At 45.5% G+C, this 16,428-nt stretch carries 15 protein-coding genes; 13 read left to right on the top strand and 2 right to left on the bottom strand.

The window, feature by feature from the left end:
* The first annotated feature begins 154 nt into the window (after positions 1 to 154).
* From MHZ95_RS09505 to MHZ95_RS09485, 5 genes are read left to right on the top strand one after another with little or no spacing between them, the layout of a single operon-like run.
* The gene (locus MHZ95_RS09505; RefSeq protein WP_239390383.1) at positions 155 to 1,129 is read left to right on the top strand and encodes an iron-hydroxamate ABC transporter substrate-binding protein; all 975 of its coding nucleotides are present in this window, start codon (positions 155 to 157) and stop codon (positions 1,127 to 1,129) included.
* A gap of 11 nt (positions 1,130 to 1,140) precedes the next feature.
* Complete coding sequence (locus MHZ95_RS09500; protein ID WP_239390382.1) at positions 1,141 to 2,160, top strand: FecCD family ABC transporter permease; 1,020 nt, start codon at positions 1,141 to 1,143, stop codon at positions 2,158 to 2,160.
* Positions 2,153 to 3,184 carry a FecCD family ABC transporter permease gene (locus MHZ95_RS09495; protein WP_370642985.1) on the top strand — a complete coding sequence of 344 codons (1,032 nt, stop codon included), beginning with the start codon at positions 2,153 to 2,155 and terminating at the stop codon, positions 3,182 to 3,184. The genes MHZ95_RS09500 and MHZ95_RS09495 overlap by 8 nt, the downstream gene beginning before the upstream one ends.
* 15 nt (positions 3,185 to 3,199) lie before the next feature.
* Positions 3,200 to 4,009, top strand: a complete 810-nt coding sequence (locus tag MHZ95_RS09490) for an ABC transporter ATP-binding protein (protein WP_239390381.1) — start codon at positions 3,200 to 3,202, stop codon at positions 4,007 to 4,009.
* Positions 4,006 to 4,803, top strand: a complete 798-nt coding sequence (locus MHZ95_RS09485) for an alpha/beta hydrolase (RefSeq protein ID WP_239390380.1) — start codon at positions 4,006 to 4,008, stop codon at positions 4,801 to 4,803. The genes MHZ95_RS09490 and MHZ95_RS09485 overlap by 4 nt, the downstream gene beginning before the upstream one ends.
* A gap of 126 nt (positions 4,804 to 4,929) precedes the next feature.
* On the opposite strand, the gene MHZ95_RS09480 is transcribed toward MHZ95_RS09485, so the two are convergent.
* Positions 4,930 to 6,024: a M24 family metallopeptidase gene (locus MHZ95_RS09480; protein ID WP_255726693.1), complete on the bottom strand. Its 1,095-nt coding sequence runs from the start codon at positions 6,022 to 6,024 to the stop codon at positions 4,930 to 4,932.
* Between the two features lie 105 nt (positions 6,025 to 6,129).
* Between MHZ95_RS09480 and MHZ95_RS09475 the strand changes: the two genes are divergently transcribed.
* Together MHZ95_RS09475 and MHZ95_RS09470 are read left to right on the top strand one after the other, a co-directional pair.
* Positions 6,130 to 6,810, top strand: coding sequence for a metal-dependent hydrolase (locus MHZ95_RS09475; protein WP_239390379.1), 681 nt, complete (start codon positions 6,130 to 6,132; stop codon positions 6,808 to 6,810).
* 153 nt (positions 6,811 to 6,963) lie between these two features.
* Entirely contained in the window at positions 6,964 to 8,271 is a 1,308-nt protein-coding gene (locus MHZ95_RS09470; RefSeq protein ID WP_239390581.1) for a DRTGG domain-containing protein, read from the top strand.
* Between the two features lie 35 nt (positions 8,272 to 8,306).
* Here the strand turns inward: MHZ95_RS09470 and MHZ95_RS09465 are convergent, their stop codons facing one another.
* Positions 8,307 to 8,630 carry a YtpI family protein gene (locus MHZ95_RS09465; RefSeq protein ID WP_239390378.1) on the bottom strand — a complete coding sequence of 108 codons (324 nt, stop codon included), beginning with the start codon at positions 8,628 to 8,630 and terminating at the stop codon, positions 8,307 to 8,309.
* 109 nt (positions 8,631 to 8,739) lie between these two features.
* Between MHZ95_RS09465 and MHZ95_RS09460 the strand changes: the two genes are divergently transcribed.
* From MHZ95_RS09460 to pfkA, 6 genes are all read left to right on the top strand, one after another.
* Complete coding sequence (locus tag MHZ95_RS09460) at positions 8,740 to 9,675, top strand: DHH family phosphoesterase (RefSeq protein ID WP_239390377.1); 936 nt, start codon at positions 8,740 to 8,742, stop codon at positions 9,673 to 9,675.
* 22 nt (positions 9,676 to 9,697) lie between these two features.
* Positions 9,698 to 12,772 (top strand): DNA polymerase III subunit alpha, encoded by a 3,075-nt coding sequence (locus MHZ95_RS09455; RefSeq protein ID WP_239390376.1) that lies wholly within the window; start codon positions 9,698 to 9,700, stop codon positions 12,770 to 12,772.
* A gap of 122 nt (positions 12,773 to 12,894) precedes the next feature.
* A complete protein-coding gene (locus tag MHZ95_RS09450; protein WP_239390375.1) occupies positions 12,895 to 13,554 on the top strand; it encodes a FadR/GntR family transcriptional regulator in 660 nt (219 codons plus the stop codon).
* Positions 13,551 to 14,408 carry an acetyl-CoA carboxylase, carboxyltransferase subunit beta gene (gene accD, locus MHZ95_RS09445; protein WP_239390374.1) on the top strand — a complete coding sequence of 286 codons (858 nt, stop codon included), beginning with the start codon at positions 13,551 to 13,553 and terminating at the stop codon, positions 14,406 to 14,408. The genes MHZ95_RS09450 and accD overlap by 4 nt, the downstream gene beginning before the upstream one ends.
* 1 nt (position 14,409) lies before the next feature.
* Positions 14,410 to 15,363, top strand: coding sequence for an acetyl-CoA carboxylase carboxyltransferase subunit alpha (locus tag MHZ95_RS09440; protein ID WP_239390373.1), 954 nt, complete (start codon positions 14,410 to 14,412; stop codon positions 15,361 to 15,363).
* Positions 15,364 to 15,430: 67 nt separating this feature from the next.
* Complete coding sequence (gene pfkA, locus MHZ95_RS09435) at positions 15,431 to 16,390, top strand: 6-phosphofructokinase (protein WP_239390372.1); 960 nt, start codon at positions 15,431 to 15,433, stop codon at positions 16,388 to 16,390.
* The last annotated feature ends 38 nt before the right edge of the window (positions 16,391 to 16,428 follow it).

Here is a 16,428-nt window from a genome sequence, read left to right as displayed (position 1 = left end):
AGCCCTTTTTGCTATTTTCTGCATAACTCTATTGACAACTACATAGAAGATACGGTAGATTTTAAGTGATACTGATAATCATTATCAATTGAGGGGGTATAAGTAGGCCTGCTTATATCCATTACATATTAATTACTTAAAGGAGAAGAATCGAATGAATATGAAAAAACTTTTGACAGTTGGGCTAGCAGCGACTTTTCTTGTCGCGTGTGGGAATAAGGATGTAACGAAAGGTTCTGAAGAAGAAAACGTTTCGAAAGTAGAAACTGCACAAGAGGAAGGAACTGCAACAGAACAAACGATTACATATCTTGGGGAATCTTATACCGTACCTGCAGAAGTGAAAAATATCATTACTGCAAGTTTAGAATCGATGGAGGACGCTGCAATACTTGGTGTTAAGCCGATTGGTGTAGTGACGATTGCAGGTGATCTACCGGACTACCTTGCCACCGATTTGGCTGGTGCAGTTTCAACTGGGGAGAAAACACAACCCAATTATGAAACGATTCTTTCATTGAAACCAGATGTTATTTTAGGTACATCGAAATTCCAAGAGGAAGTTGTTGAAAACTTAAACAAAATTGGCACGATGATTCCTATATCGCATATTTCTACAGATTGGAAAGACAACTTGCTCCTAATGGCCCAGCTCTCCGGTAAAGAGGCGGAAGCCGAAAAAATTATTAGCGATTACCAAGCGGATGCTGAAGCGGCAAAAGCGACCCTTGCTTCATCGGTAGAAGATAAAGAAGCTTACGTCATACGTGTCCGTCGTGGAAGCTTGTTCGTTTATCCGGCAGATGTCTATTTAAATCCTGTTTTGTATGAAGATCTTGGATTGAAAGTTCCAGAATTGATTACTTCAACTGCCGCACAAGAAGAAATATCATTTGAAACATTGGCCGATGTCAATCCGGATATGATTTTCTTACAGTTCGAACAAAGTGAAAACGATGATAATCCAGCTCTGCTAGATGAGATAGTGAACAATCCAATTTTCCAAAGCATTGATGCTGTAAAGAACGATCAACTTTTTGTCAACGTTGTGGACCCGATGGCACAAGGTGGTACAGCTTGGAGTAAAGTGATGTTCTTAAGTGCTGCTGTTGAAAAACTTTCCGAGTAATGTGCAGGGTTATGACGAATCGTTTTGAAAAAACGAAGTTTGTGCCAACTTTCATTCTGGCTTTAGCTCCCATTCTGATCGTATTTACAATTGCCTTATCGGTCCTATACGGTACGAAAGAGATTGAACTAACGACTATTTGGCAAGCGATTGCTCATTATGATGAAGGGAATGTCGATCATGCGATCATTATGCAATCCCGGTTACCTCGAGTGCTAGCTGCCTTGCTTGTAGGAGCTTTCCTCGCGATATCTGGAGCGATCATGCAGGGGATGACGAGGAATTATCTCGCCTCCCCCTCCATCATGGGGGTGACGGATGGTTCCGCCTTTGTCATTACCATCTGCATGATTTTTTATCCAGGCATGTCGAATTTCACAATGATTCTCTTTTCGATGATCGGTTCAGCTCTTGGAGCGGGTATCGTATTCGGTTTTGGTTCGTTGATGCGCAACGGGTTATCCCCCGTACGTTTGGCTATTATTGGGACGGTTATCGGGACATTTCTGAGCAGTTTATCGGCTGTTCTCGCTACATACTTTCAAGTTTCACAAGATATGAGTTTCTGGTATAACTCAAAAATCCATAAGGTAGACCCGGATACACTTGTCCTTGCTTTGCCATTAGGTGTAGGGGGACTTATCCTTGCCTTGATCATCGCCAAATCCATCACGATTTTATCGCTTGGTGAAGATATTTCAATCAGTCTTGGACAGCGGACAAAATGGGTGAAAGCGATCAGTATTTTGATTGTCGTCTGTTTGACGGGAACGGCAGTGGCGCTCGTTGGAAAAATCGGCTTTGTCGGATTGATCATCCCGCATATCACCCGATTTTTGGTAGGTGTGGATTATCGCTTCGTCATTCCGTGTTCCGCGATTATCGGAGGGGTCTTTTTAGCCCTTTGTGATGTAGCGAGCCGTTTTATCAACTTTCCGTTTGAAACGCCGGTCGGTGTTGTAACTGCGTTAATCGGGGTTCCATTTTTCCTCTATTTAATCCGTACGAGAGGGGGCGAACGCCGTGCTTAAACAGCATCGCAATCGATTTGTGATGATGATCACCGCTTTAATCGCGCTCATCTGCTTTTCTATTTACATTCATCTGACGAACGGTACGTTTGATATGACTGTCAAGGAGATTATCACTACATTGTTCCGTGTGAACCCGGATCCTAATTTTGACTTGGTCATTTTCCATTTCCGTCTTCCACGGATTGTCATTGCGGCACTTGTTGGATTGGGATTAGGGATAGCAGGTACGGTCGTGCAGGGGATTACCCGGAATGGATTGGCTGATCCGGGGATTTTAGGCATCAACGCCGGCGCTGGAGCATCCATCGTTCTTTTTATGTTCTTCTTCCAGATGCAACTTGTTGTATCGGGCACCTCGAACTGGTTTTCGATTTTAATCATGCCTGTCTTCGGTTTTGTCGGTGGGTTAGTTGCCGCCCTCATTATTTATAGTTTTGCGTGGCGCAACGGCAAATTGGATACACAGCGTCTGATTTTAACAGGTATTGCAATCAGTTCGGGCTTCGGCGCCCTTTCCATGTATATTTCGCTGAAGATGCGTGCCAGTGATTTTGAGATGGCAACCGTTTGGATGTCTGGGAGTATTTACAATGCCAACTGGGTGTTTATCGTTGCCATGCTTCCTTGGTTACTGATCTTGTTGCCCATTATTTTTAGGAAAGCTTATATACTGGATTATTTACAGCTTGAAGAAGCGACCATTAAAAGCCTTGGTATTCAGATTGAAAAAGAAAAAGCGATCTTGCTTCTTAGTAGCGTTGGTATCATTAGTGCATGCGTTTCCGTATCCGGCAGCATTTCTTTTATCGGATTGATGGCTCCACATATCGCAAGGCAACTTGTGGGCATCCACCATCGATTTGTCATTCCTATAAGTGGGGCGGTTGGGATGTTTTTAGTCATTATTTCCGATTACATCGCCAAGACACTGTTCGCTCCTGCGGAAATCCCGGTCGGCATCATTGTGGCCATTCTCGGTGTGCCTTATTTTCTATATTTGTTGGTGAAATCAAAAGCGTAAAAGGGGAATTCTTAGATGACTGCAACTATTATTCGAGCGGAACGATTAACGTCAGGCTATGACAAGTTCACGGTTTTTTCCGATTTGAGTACGACCATCCAGAAAGGGAAAATCACAACGATCATCGGCCCGAATGGCTGCGGAAAATCGACACTGTTGAAAACGGTCGGCCGGATTTTAAAGCAGCAGAGCGGGAAGGTGCTTTTACAGGAGCAGGATATGAAATCGATTTCGACGAGAGAGATCGCAAAACAACTTGCTCTCCTTTCCCAAAATCCAGAAGCGCCTTTGCAATTGAAAGTGGAAGAACTCATTTCTTACGGCCGTTTTCCACAACGGAAAAACACGGGTGCTTTATCGAAGAAAGATATGGAAGTGATTGAATGGGCGATGGAAATCACGAAAACAACAGCATTTCGGGATCGGGAAATTGCGCAGTTGTCAGGTGGCCAACGCCAAAAGGTTTGGCTTGCGATGGCACTTGCGCAAGAAACGAGCATTTTGCTGTTGGATGAACCGACGACTTATTTGGACCTCGCTCACCAATTAGAAGTGCTCAAAATTGTAGAGCGTCTCAATCGTGAGCATCATTGCACGATTGTCATGGTGCTTCATGACATCAATCACGCAGCCCGTTTCTCACATCACATCATCGCAATGCGCGATGGGGAAATCGTTACTACTGGTTCACCAGAAGAAATTCTGGAAAAAGAGGTGTTGAAGAAAGTGTTTCATATCGATGCGCGCATTATGATTGATCCTGAAAATGGTTCGCCGGTGTGCTTTGGTTATGATGCATTGCTAGAGGAGGCAGAAGCGAGATGAACGATAAAGTTACATTAGAACACACGGAAACTTGGTCCTGCTACTCTGAAGAAATGGGGGACACATACGATATAAGCGTTTCATTGCCCAAGTCTCCTTCGCCTGAAGAGGGCTATCCGGTTTTATATGTACTGGATGGCAATGCTTATTTCCAATTTGCGCGGGATGCAATCCGTTTACAATCTAAAAATGCACCTAAAACGTTTGTAAAAGCAGCGATTGTAGTCGGTATTGGCCATCCGGGAGAAGACGAGGAAGTTTCCAAACGGCGCTTTTATGATTTTACTGCGCCTGCTAAAGCCTATCATTATCCGGAGCGTCTAAAACGGTTGAATGTGGAAAGGGAACATGGAGGAGCGCTAAAATTCTTGACGTTTTTAGAAACCCGTTTAAAACCTGAAATCGAACGTCGTTATCGCGTAGATGAAAGGAAACAAGCATTATACGGTCATTCGCTTAGCGGACTTTTTACGCTATTTACGCTGTTCACAAAGCCGACTGCCTTTCAGACTTATCTTACTATCAGTCCATCGATTTGGTGGAATGACTATGAATTGCTTCACTATATGGAGCAGTTTCTTGAGCGGATGGAAAAGAACGGGGTACAACGGCTTTTCATCGCCGTTGGTGAGCAGGAGCGATTTATGGTAGACGATGCGAAACGATTAGTCGAACGATTGGAAGCAGCGCAACTGGAAAATTTGGAGTGCACCTTCTACTGTGCACCTGAAGAGAATCATGCATCCGTCGTCCCGACGACCATGAGCCGAGCCATTCGTTTTACCAATCAATAAAAAACGCTGAATTATAGTAGCCGTTCAGAGATTAACCTTAGCTCACATGCATCTTTTCGTTGATAAAGAAGGGGCTGTCCAGAAAGTCGGTTGTTACAGACTTTCCGGACAGCCCCAGTTCTAATTTCACTGAATAATGACAAGTTCTTTCGGAAATTTCGTAAGGACTTCCACACCGTCTGCCGTGACGGCTACGTCATCTTCAATCCGAACACCGGTGATTTCCGGATGATAGATGCCAGGTTCGATTGTGAAGACCATTCCTTTTTCAAGTTTAAGTTCATTAGTCCCTGTGACGGATGGATATTCATGGACGGAGATACCGAGACCGTGACCGACGCGATGTGTGAAATATTCACCATAGCCGGCTTGGTCGATAACATCCCGTGCCGCTTTATCGATTTCCATCGCTTTGACGCCAGGTCGGACGAGGTCGATAGCCGCTTGTTCCGCCTTTCGGACCGTCTCATAGATGTCGCGTTGTGCATCGCTAGGTTCGCCAAACGCAACGGTCCGCGTAATATCCGAGCAATAGCCTTCATAGACGACTCCTAGATCAAACAGGATGAAATCGCCTTTTTGAATTTTCCGATCGCCGGGCGTTCCGTGGGGGGACGCTGTTTTAGGACCAGAAAGGACCATCGTGTCGAAAGACATCTTTTCGGCACCTTTTTTCTTCATTTCAAATTCGATAGCCATTAGAATTTCCAGTTCCGTTTTACCTTCCGCGATTTCCTTGCAGCCGACTTCAATGGCATAATCCGCCAGTTGTGCTGCTTTTCGCAGTTTTTCCAGCTCGTCTTCACTTTTAATATTACGCATCCCATTCAATTGTTCATCGAGTCTGGAGAAAGTAGCTTCTGGAAATAGTTCAGTCATGCGCTCGAGCCGCTCCACTGTTAAATGGGATTTTTCGATGGCGATGGTAGCAGGGAGGTCTCCGCGTTTTTGTACCGCCTGTTTGACGATTTCCCAAGCATCATCTGTATCTTCATGCCCGATTGCTTCAAAAGACCAGCCAGCCGCCTTCACATCCGGCACTTCCATCAATGGACTAATAAGGAAAGGCTCCGCATCTTTGAATACCATGACACCGAGCAATCTTTCGTGTGGATCGCTGTGAAAGCCCGAAACGTAAAATACATTATCGGGGGTAGTGATAAATGCAGCATCTAAATTTTCTCGCTCTAAATATTGCTGAATTTCCTCTACTTTACTCAATATAAATTCCTCCTCTTTAACTTCATTAATTATAACAAAAAAGAGGATTTTTCGGTCATATAACGAAAAATGTCATATAGGCTAAAAAGATGGAGGGATTTTTCAATGCAAATTTCATATCATGGACATTCTATAGTGAAAATTAAAACTGGCAATCATACCATTCTGATTGATCCGTTTATCACAGGTAATCAATTGACCGATTTGAAAGTCGATGAGGAGAAACCCGATGCGATTTTGCTGACGCACGGACATAATGACCACGTCGGCGATACAGTAGCAATTGCGAAAGCGAGCGATGCACTCGTCATTGCACCGAATGAACTGGCCGTCTATCTCGGCTGGCAAGGGATAAAAACGCATGGCATGAACATCGGAGGCGCATGTGAATTTGAATTTGGAACGGTGAAGTTTACAAAGGCCTTCCATAGTTCGTCCTATACGACAGAAGATAATGAAATCATCTATACCGGGATGCCAACAGGAATTTTGTTTACTGCAGAAGGGAAGACGATTTACCATGCAGGGGATACATCATTGTTCGGTGACATGGAGATGATCGGTAAGAGACATCCGATTGATGTGGCGTTTGTTCCGATTGGGGATAATTTTACAATGGGACCGGAAGATGCGGCGCATGCCGTTGAATTGCTGAATCCGAAATTGGCCGTGCCGATTCACTTCAATACATTCCCACCAATCAAACAGGATCCAGAGACATTCAGAGCACTTGTCAAAGGCCATGAAGTGAAAGTGCTGGAAGCGGGAGACCTATTCGAACTGTAAACGTCTAAACGTTCGGTCCGGGCGAATGGCGCGCCACGGACCGTTTTTGTAGCCCGATTCAATGAAGTGCTTTGCAAAGATGCAAGAAAGCGTAAAAGGTGGCGGTTTGTGATAGAATGGGCTATAGGTCATGAAAGAGAAAAAGGTGAAGACATGTCGACAAAACATGAACAGATATTACGCCATATTGAAGGGCTAGCCGTCGGCGAAAAGATTTCAGTCCGTCAAATTGCCCGCGCGCTTTCTGTCAGTGAAGGAACCGCTTATCGGGCGATCAAAGAAGCAGAAAATCAGAAGCTTGTCAATACGATCGAGCGAGTTGGAACCATTCGGATCGAGAAGAAAAAGAAAGAGAACATCGAACGCTTGACGTATGCGGAGGTGCTCAATATCGTGGACGGCCTCGTACTTGGCGGGCGAGGCGGCTTGCATAAAACCTTGACGAAATTTGTCATTGGCGCCATGCAGTTGGACGATATGATGCGCTATATCGATGCGGGCAGTCTCCTCATTGTAGGAAACCGGTTAAAAGCGCATGAAACGGCGCTATTAGCAGGAGCGGCAGTCCTCGTGACAGGCGGTTTCGATGCATCGGAAGATGTGAAGAAATTGGCCGATGAACTTGAGCTTCCGGTCATTTCAACGAGTTATGATACATTTACAGTTGCCACGATGTTGAATCGAGCAATCTATGACCAGCTGATTGAAAAAGAAATATTACTTGTGGAAGATATTTTGACACCACTTGAGAATACAATTACGCTACATACAAAAGATAAAGTCGCACATTTTAACGAAGCGAATCGCAAGACGACGCATGCCGGTTATCCTGTTATTGAAAAAAACGGGAAATTAGTAGGGATCGTCACATCGCATGATGTCATTGGTAAAACGGAAGATGAATTGATTGAAAAAGTGATGACACGCAACCCGATTAGTGTCACCGGGAAAACGAGCGTAGCTTCAGCAGGTCACAGCATGATTTGGGAAGGGATCGACTTGATGCCCGTGGAAACGGAAAACGGAATGCTGGCTGGGATCATCAGCAGGCAAGATGTGTTGAAAGCCTTCCAGATGGCGCAGCGTCAGCCGCATCAGGGGGAAACGATCGATGATATCGTAAAAACGCAAATGAAAACAATCGAGAATAAGTCGTCTATCGTGGAATTTACAGTCGTTCCGCAAATGACCAATCAATTCGGATCGCTTTCTTATGGTGCACTGACAACAATCATGGCAGACGCAGGCAGTCGGGCGATCAAAATGAAAAAACGCGGGGAAAGTGTCCCTGAAAGCATTTCGTTGTACTTCATTAAGCATGTGCAATTGGGTAGCGTGATCATTGTCGAACCACGTATTTTGCAAATGACGAGACGCTTTGTCAAAGTGGATTTCGAAATTCAAAGTGAAGGGGAACTGATCGCAAAAGGCATGATCATGTACCAGCTATTTGATAAATAAGCAACAGGAAAGAAAAACTGATGCATTCATATGCATCAGTTTTCATTCAGCTCGGTCTCCTCATCGACGAAGCGTTTATAATGTTTAAATGCCCGGTAATTGAACGTACCGACGTAAGCACCTAAAGCAATGAAAATAGCAGCAACGACATAGGTGATGGTCCCGTCAAATAAGATCAGTTGATTGATCCCGAAAAAGAACAGCAAACCACCAAGAGAAGCACCGGCCATGCTCGCGTACATTTTTTTCCGGATTGGAAAAACGAGCCGTGTTCTGAATTGCCGTGTCTTAAAATAAAAATAGAAAACCGCCGAAGCGATAATTAAGAAAACAACAATGAAATGAATCGTATCGCCCAACTAAAAGCCCTCCAATATAAATAGAACTTCATAAACAGAACTTCTTATATTGTAGCGACTTTCGAAACGGATTGAAACCGGAATATATGAAAACGCGGAGGAATTGAAAATGAAAAGACAAATCATCGACACAATTGAGAAGTATGACAAAATCATTATTCATCGACATGTGCGGCCGGATCCGGATGCCTATGGCTCGCAGTTAGGGTTAAAGGAACTGATCCGAGCCAATTATCCGGAGAAGCAAGTGTTCGCTACTGGAACCCACGAAGAAACGCTTACATACTTAGGTGACCAAGATCAAGTCGATTGTGCTTTCTATGAAGGGGCACTCGTCATTGTAACGGATACGGCGAACACCGGCCGCATTGACAAAAGCTGTACAACTGCCGGCAATCTGCTGATGAAAATCGATCACCACCCCGATGAAGATCCGTATGGTGATGTGAAATGGGTAAACACCTCTGCAAGTTCCACTTCGGAAATGATCTATACATTGTATGAAGAAGGAAAGGACTCCTACGGTTGGAAAATGACGGATGAGGCTGCGAGACTGCTGTTCGCGGGTATTGTCGGCGACACGGGTCGTTTCATATTTCCGAGCACAACCTGCAAAACATTTGAAATCGCCAGCGATTTGATCAAATATGATTTCAACCGACCGGAACTCTTTGCAGGTATGTATGAAGTAAAACGTGAATTGCTTCATTTGAAAGGCTATATTTATCAAAATTTCACGATGGATGAAAATGGCGCTGCATTCGTCAAAATCGACAAATCGATACTTGAACAATTTGGCGTGACGCCTTCGGATACATCACAGCTCGTCGGTGCGTTAGGGGATGTGAAAGGGATTTGCGCCTGGATCATTTTCATCGAAGAAGCGGATCAAATTCGTGTGCGATTACGTTCAAAAGGTCCTATTATCAATAAATTGGCGGCTGAGCACGGTGGCGGCGGCCATCCACTTGCTGCCGGCGCATCCGTTTATACATGGGAAGAAGCAGATAGAGTCATTGAAAAACTGAAACAATTATGCAAGTGAAAAATGGAGCGGAGGGATTGCATTGACACTTGTCTATCCGCAAATCGTGACAGGAGCAGATCTGCTACGCGGCATTATAAAACTTGATCGACTGGCCCCACTTCTTCAAAGGAGAGGGGCTGTCTCTGTTGCAATCGTTAACTCAAAGTTGCATGGCATCCGTTCCTTTTACAAAGTGATGACAAAATACGGTATCCGCCCCGTTTTCGGCTTATCCGTCCATTTGGACATCGGAGAGGAAGCGACACCTCTTTTGTATGTGTATGCAAAAGATGATGAGGGCTATCGCAATTTATTGAAAATGAGTAGTGCAGCGGCTATTCGGGATGCGGAGACGTTGCCGGTCCAATGGGTGAAAGCGTACAGTGCGGGCTGCATCATCGTCTGCCCGTTGACGGACGCCACCTGGAAGTCGGTGGAGGATGAATCGGTAAGAGCGATCTTGAAGGCTTGTGAACAAGCGACAGTTATGGTTGGAATCAGCCGTGCGGGTGGTATGAAACATGAGAAAGAAGCGGAAATTCAAGCTTTTTCAGAAGGGAGCGGCTTGCCGATCGTCGCTGTTCATGAATCGCGTTATGTCGATCCTGACGAGGCTTTCGTCTATGAAGTCGCTCAAGCGATCCGAACCGGCTATAAGCTGAATGATCCGGCAAGGCCTAAAAACAACGATCGCGCAGCCTATTTACCGGAGGAAAGCGAGCTGTTGGAATGGTACGCAGATCGGCCCGAATGGCTGGAAAATATGACCGCCATGTTGTTAGCTTGTACGGCGTCATTGCCGCCTGCCGATTCCATGATGCCGATCTATCCGGTGAACGAAGGGGAGACATCAAGTGCATTACTGGAGAGAAACAGTTTGTCAGGATTGCACAAGCGTGTTCCTGAAGCGGATGAAGCATATCGGGAACGGTTGGCCCATGAGTTAGACATTATTAGCAAGATGGGCTTTGCCGATTATTTTCTCATTGTTGAAGACTTTATGCGCTATGCCAAAGAGCAACAGATCCTGACAGGACCTGGACGAGGTTCGTCAGCTGGATCACTCGTTGCATTTGCACTTGGCATCACAGACGTCGACCCGATAAAATACGGTTTGATCTTTGAACGATTTCTCAATCCGGGCCGCATCACATTGCCGGATATCGATATCGATTTTGCGGATAATCGTCGCGGAGAGGTCATTGAATACGTCGCCCGGAAATACGGAAAAGCGAAAGTGGCTCAAATCATCACATTTGGCACTTTATCGGCGCGTTCTGTTGCTCGGAACGTGGCCCGCGTATTTGATTTTTCGAATGAGGAAATGGCCTTTTTGTCGAAAGAAATCCCAAATCGACATGGCATCACATTAAAAGAAGCCGTTTCCTTATCCAAGCCGTTACGTGACTGGGTCGCTATGGAACCATTGCGTACGAAGTGGCTGAACGCTGCGATGGCACTGGAAGGGTTGCCGCGAAATGCATCGACGCATGCCGCGGGGGTGATCCTTTCACCGATTCCGCTTGTTGATGTGGTGCCCTTGCAAAGTGGCGGGGACGGCATTTATTTGACGCAGTGGCCAATGGGAGATGTTGAAGAGCAAGGGCTTTTGAAAATGGATTTTCTAGGTTTGCGGAACTTGACATTATTGGATCGCATCAGAGCGATGATTGCCTATGATAGAGGGGAAAGAATTGATTTTGAATCGATTCCGCTTGATGATGCCAAGACATTTGAGCTGTTCAGGGCCGGGGACACGACTGGCATCTTTCAGTTTGAATCGGAAGGGATGCGTAACGCATTGCAGTTGATCCGACCCACTCAGTTCGAAGATCTCTTTGCGATCAATGCATTGTATCGTCCGGGCCCGATGGATCATATCCCACTTTATAGCCGTAGAAAAAACGATAACGAGAAAATTACATATATCCATCCGTTATTGGAAACGGTGTTGGCAGAAACCTACGGCGTCATTGTCTACCAAGAACAGATTATGGAAATTGCGGTCCGGGTCGCAGGTTTTACGATGGCGGAAGCGGATTTGTTAAGGCGAGCTGTCAGCAAGAAAAACAAAGAAGTGCTCCAGAAAGAACGGATTCACTTTACGCAAAGTGCTGTAGAAAACGGTTTTCCTCAAGAATCGGCGATTGCAATTTATGACCTCATCGTGAAATTCGCAGATTATGGATTTCCAAAAAGCCATGCGGTCGCCTATTCACTGATCTCTTATCGCCTCGCTTTTTTAAAGGCGAATGAACCCGCCTATTTTTATGCTGCATTGTTGTCCTCGCTGACAGGCAATAGTGAGAAGACAATGGAATTATTGCGGGAAATGGACGCGAAGGGAGTCAAGCTCTTACCTCCATCCATCAGACAGAGCAAATATATGTATACGGTTGAAAATGGAGCGATCCGGATCGGTCTCGGGATCATTAAGGGCGTGACGCCAACCTTTTACGAGGCACTCAAACAGGCGAGGAAATCCGACGGCCATTGGAAATCGATGTTCGATTTGGCTGTATCACTGGGAAGTGGGGCTTTTACGGAAAAATCGATCCGACCACTCATCAAGGCAGGAGCACTCGATTTGTTCGGGGAAACACGGGATGTCCTGCTTGCCTCTATCGAAGCGGCCATTGCACATGCGCAATTCGTTCGACCGGATGATGACACAGATATGTTTGGCGATATGTTCCAAACTTTGGCCAGCCCCAAGTATTCTCCGGGGACTTCCATGTCGCGAATGATGATGTTGGAATATGAAAGGGAAGTTCTTGGATTTTATCTTTCGGAACACCCCGCTCTAGAAGCGAAAAAAATGGATGGCGGACGGTGTAATTCAATCGTTTCGGTTGCAACGCTGCGGGATCGGACACCGGTAAGACTGATTGGTCTCCTCGTGGATATAAAACGGATCCGTACGAAAAAAGGAGAAGCGATGGCGTTTCTTACGTTACAGGATGAAACGGGACAAATTTCTTGTACGCTATTTCCAAAACAATATGCCCCTTCGAATAATGCCCTCGTTGAAATGGGGATGCTTCAGGTAGAAGGGACAGTTGAACATCGCAGGGGTCAGCCTCAAATACTTGTTCAACAGATCGGAAAATTGTGAGAGTTGCGGCTATATGATAAGATTTTCAACTATGACTTTACGTACAAGCCGCTTTTCTGTATGCTAGTGACAAGAGTGGTCAGACCACTTCTGATAATGATGATCATTAGAGGGGTTCATGCATGCAAAATCCAAAACCGTCATCAAAAATGTTCCTCGATATTGTCGGTGAACTCAAAAACATCATTAAAGTGGAAGGCATTAAAACGGGAGGGAAACTGCCGTCCGAGCGGGAATTGGCTGAACGTCTCCAAGCAGGACGATCAACGGTCCGTGAAGCGCTGCGCAGTTTGGAGCTATTAGGACTGATTGAGACCCGCCGTGGAGAAGGGACATTTCTTGCTGATTTAAAGAAACACCAGCTTGTTGAAGTGCTTGCCGCTTTCATCATGCAACAACCGGAATCTTACCTCGATGTACAAGAAACGAGAAGGATTCATGAAAAAGCAGCCATTTCAACGGTCTGTTATGATAGTGCCTTACGCGATTTACCAGTTTGGACAAGTTTACTCGCAAAAATTGAAACGGATGGGGGAATCATTCGGGAAGATCTTATCCGTGAGATGATCGTTGCAACGGGGAATCGCCTGTCACTCAAGATCTGGTTTTTATTAAAACAGTATAGCAGGGTCCCTTATCAAGAAATGACAACAGCGGCTGAGAATGATGTTGTCAAATGTCTTCTTGAACATTTACTTAAAGGCGACGAAAAGGAAACGATGGCAGCTTATTCGAAATGGATTGGGCTAGTAGAAGGTGAAAGAAGGGAAAGAAGCGTATGATCCGCGATATATTTACTAAAAACAAAAAGAAACGTGCAACGGTTCCGTCCGTCGACGCAAAAAATGACGTCCCGGAAGGAATTATGACCAAATGTCCGCAATGTAAAGATGTAATTGTCACGAAAGATTTACTCAAGACGAAAAAAGTTTGTCCAAAATGTGGGTATCATTTCAAAATGACCGCAGCGGAGCGAGTGGACTGTTTGTTTGACGAAGACACATTCCAATCGATTGATAACCATTTGAAAACAGAAAACCCGCTCCAATTTCCTGCCTATACGGAGAAGGTGGAAGCGGATGCTGAGCGGACAGGGTTAAACGAGGCTGTGCTTACAGGAACCGGGAAAATCGACGGAATGGAAGTGGCCGTCGCCATTATGGATTCTCATTTCCGGATGGGGTCAATGGGATCCGTCGTCGGCGAAAAAATAACACGCGCAATTGAAAAAGCGACCGCATTGAATATTCCAATTCTCATATTCTCCGCAAGTGGTGGTGCCCGGATGCAGGAAGGCGTATTGTCGCTGATGCAAATGGCAAAGACGAGTGTCGCCCTCAATCGTCATGCCGAAACAGGAAACTTATATATATCGATCATGACGTATCCGACAACAGGAGGCGTATCTGCAAGTTTTGCATCGGTCGGAGATATCAATTTAGCCGAACCTAAAGCATTGATCGGTTTCGCGGGGAGACGCGTAATCGAGCAGACTGTTAGAGAGAAACTGCCTGATGATTTTCAAACTGCAGAATTCCTCCTCGAACACGGTCAGCTGGATGCGGTCGTCCATCGTGAAGAGATGAAGGAAACATTGGCTAAAATTATACGTCTGCACCAAAAGGAGGCGAAATAAGATGAGTAAAACAATGGGATTTGAAGTGCCAATCGTTAAGTTGCGCGAAAAAATTCAGGAACTGGAAGAGTTTACGAAAACGAATTCGGTCGATTTATCCGATGAAATCAACACGTTGAAGAAACGGCTGAAGAACTTAGAAGAAGAAATTTATGGCAATATGGAACCGTGGGATCGGGTACAAGTCGCCAGGCACCAGGAGCGTCCGACAACATTGGACTATATCCAAGCATTATTCGAAGATTTCATTCAGTTGCATGGAGACCGGGCGTATGGAGATGATGCGGCAATCGTCGGTGGAATCGGGTCGTTTGACGCCAAACCGGTTACAATCATCGGTCATCAGCGCGGAAAAGATACAAAAGAGAATGTGAAACGAAATTTTGGTATGCCTCATCCGGAAGGGTATCGCAAAGCATTGCGCCTGATGAAACAAGCAGAAAAATTTGGACGCCCCATCATTTGCTTTATTGACACGAAGGGGGCTTATCCCGGCAAAGCAGCAGAAGAACGGGGCCAAAGTGAGGCTATTGCACGGAATCTCGTTGAAATGGCGAATCTTCGGGTTCCAGTCATCTCGATCGTCATTGGAGAAGGTGGAAGCGGTGGCGCTCTCGCATTAGGGGTTGCAAATCATATTCATATGCTGGAACACTCCACTTATTCGGTCATTTCGCCTGAAGGAGCCGCTTCCATTCTATGGAAGGATGCAAGCTTAGCGAAGCAAGCCGCAGAAGCGATGAGAATTACAGCGCCGCATCTAAAAGAAATGGGAATGATTGATGAGATCATTCCGGAAATTCTCGGTGGTGCACATCGTGATCCGGCTACACAAGCGACATATATCGGACAAGCGATCCGTAATTCACTAGAAACATTAGGGACATTGGATGGCGATGCGTTGGTAGAAGACCGTTATGAAAAATTCCGTCGAATCGGTGTGTTTTCCGAATAAGGAAAACACGATGGATCATTACTTCTAACATTCGGAGATACTGACTTTGAAAGCGGGAGTGTTGAAGATGAAAAAGATAGCAGTTTTGACAAGTGGCGGTGATGCGCCCGGCATGAATGCTGCGGTGCGTGCAGTTGTAAGAAAAGCAATTTATGAAGGTCTGGAAGTTGCGGGTGTATACAATGGCTATCAAGGATTGATCGAAGGGAAAATCGAGCGATTGGAACTCGGTTCGGTAGGGGATATCATTCAACGTGGCGGTACGATGCTGCGTTCTGCCAGAAGTGCGGAATTCCGTACGCCCGAAGGACAGAAAAAGGCTATGCAACAATTGAAGAATAATGGAATCGATGGCTTGGTTGTCATTGGCGGAGATGGTTCTTTTAGGGGAGCACTCGAATTGACGAAATTGGGCTGTCCATGTGTTTGTGTCCCTGCAACAATTGATAATGACATTAACGGCACCGAGTTTACGATCGGCTTTGATACAGCTTTGAATACAGTCATCGATGCGATCGATAAAATTCGAGATACGGCAACTTCCCATGAGCGGACATTCATCATTGAAGTGATGGGCCGGGATGCCGGTGATTTGGCGCTCTGGGCAGGGCTTGCAGGGGGAGCGGAAACGATTTTGATTCCAGAGGAGAAAATTGAAATTCCGACAATTATCGACAGGCTCGTCAGCGGTACAGACCGTGGTAAAAAACATAGTATTATCATTGTGGCAGAAGGCGTCATGACTGCAGCAGAACTTGCTGAAATCATTCATAAGGAAGCAGGAATCGAAACGCGCATCTCCGTCTTAGGCCATATCCAGCGGGGTGGATCCCCTTCGGCACGTGATCGGGTCATTGCCAGCCAATATGGGGCAAAAGCGGTAGAGGTGCTGAAAGACGGGAAAAGCGGCGTAGCGATTGGCATGAAAAATTATGACGTGATAGAATATAACTTGAAAGATGTCTTCGAACAATCTGATGAATTGGATATGGATATGTACAAATTATCCAAGGAATTGTCAATCTAACTTGATACGGTTGTTAAGCAAATTGGGAAGAGGCGAGA

The sequence above is a fragment of the Sporosarcina sp. ACRSM genome (assembly GCF_022346545.1).
In the GTDB taxonomy this organism is placed as follows: domain Bacteria; phylum Bacillota; class Bacilli; order Bacillales_A; family Planococcaceae; genus Sporosarcina.
This window is presented reverse-complemented; position numbering and strand designations above follow the sequence as displayed.

What these genes read in the sequence shown, in the direction of transcription:
- MHZ95_RS09500 (WP_239390382.1), top strand. Translation starts at nt 1,141, where the DNA reads ATGACGAATCGTTTTGAAAAAACGAAGTTTGTGCCAACTTTCATTCTG.
- MHZ95_RS09485 (WP_239390380.1), top strand. Translation starts at nt 4,006, where the DNA reads ATGAACGATAAAGTTACATTAGAACACACGGAAACTTGGTCCTGCTAC.
- MHZ95_RS09505 (WP_239390383.1), top strand. Translation starts at nt 155, where the DNA reads ATGAATATGAAAAAACTTTTGACAGTTGGGCTAGCAGCGACTTTTCTT.
- MHZ95_RS09450 (WP_239390375.1), top strand. Translation starts at nt 12,895, where the DNA reads ATGCAAAATCCAAAACCGTCATCAAAAATGTTCCTCGATATTGTCGGT.
- accD (WP_239390374.1), top strand. Translation starts at nt 13,551, where the DNA reads ATGATCCGCGATATATTTACTAAAAACAAAAAGAAACGTGCAACGGTT.
- MHZ95_RS09440 (WP_239390373.1), top strand. Translation starts at nt 14,410, where the DNA reads ATGAGTAAAACAATGGGATTTGAAGTGCCAATCGTTAAGTTGCGCGAA.
- MHZ95_RS09475 (WP_239390379.1), top strand. Translation starts at nt 6,130, where the DNA reads ATGCAAATTTCATATCATGGACATTCTATAGTGAAAATTAAAACTGGC.
- MHZ95_RS09460 (WP_239390377.1), top strand. Translation starts at nt 8,740, where the DNA reads ATGAAAAGACAAATCATCGACACAATTGAGAAGTATGACAAAATCATT.
- MHZ95_RS09490 (WP_239390381.1), top strand. Translation starts at nt 3,200, where the DNA reads ATGACTGCAACTATTATTCGAGCGGAACGATTAACGTCAGGCTATGAC.
- MHZ95_RS09470 (WP_239390581.1), top strand. Translation starts at nt 6,964, where the DNA reads ATGTCGACAAAACATGAACAGATATTACGCCATATTGAAGGGCTAGCC.
- pfkA (WP_239390372.1), top strand. Translation starts at nt 15,431, where the DNA reads ATGAAAAAGATAGCAGTTTTGACAAGTGGCGGTGATGCGCCCGGCATG.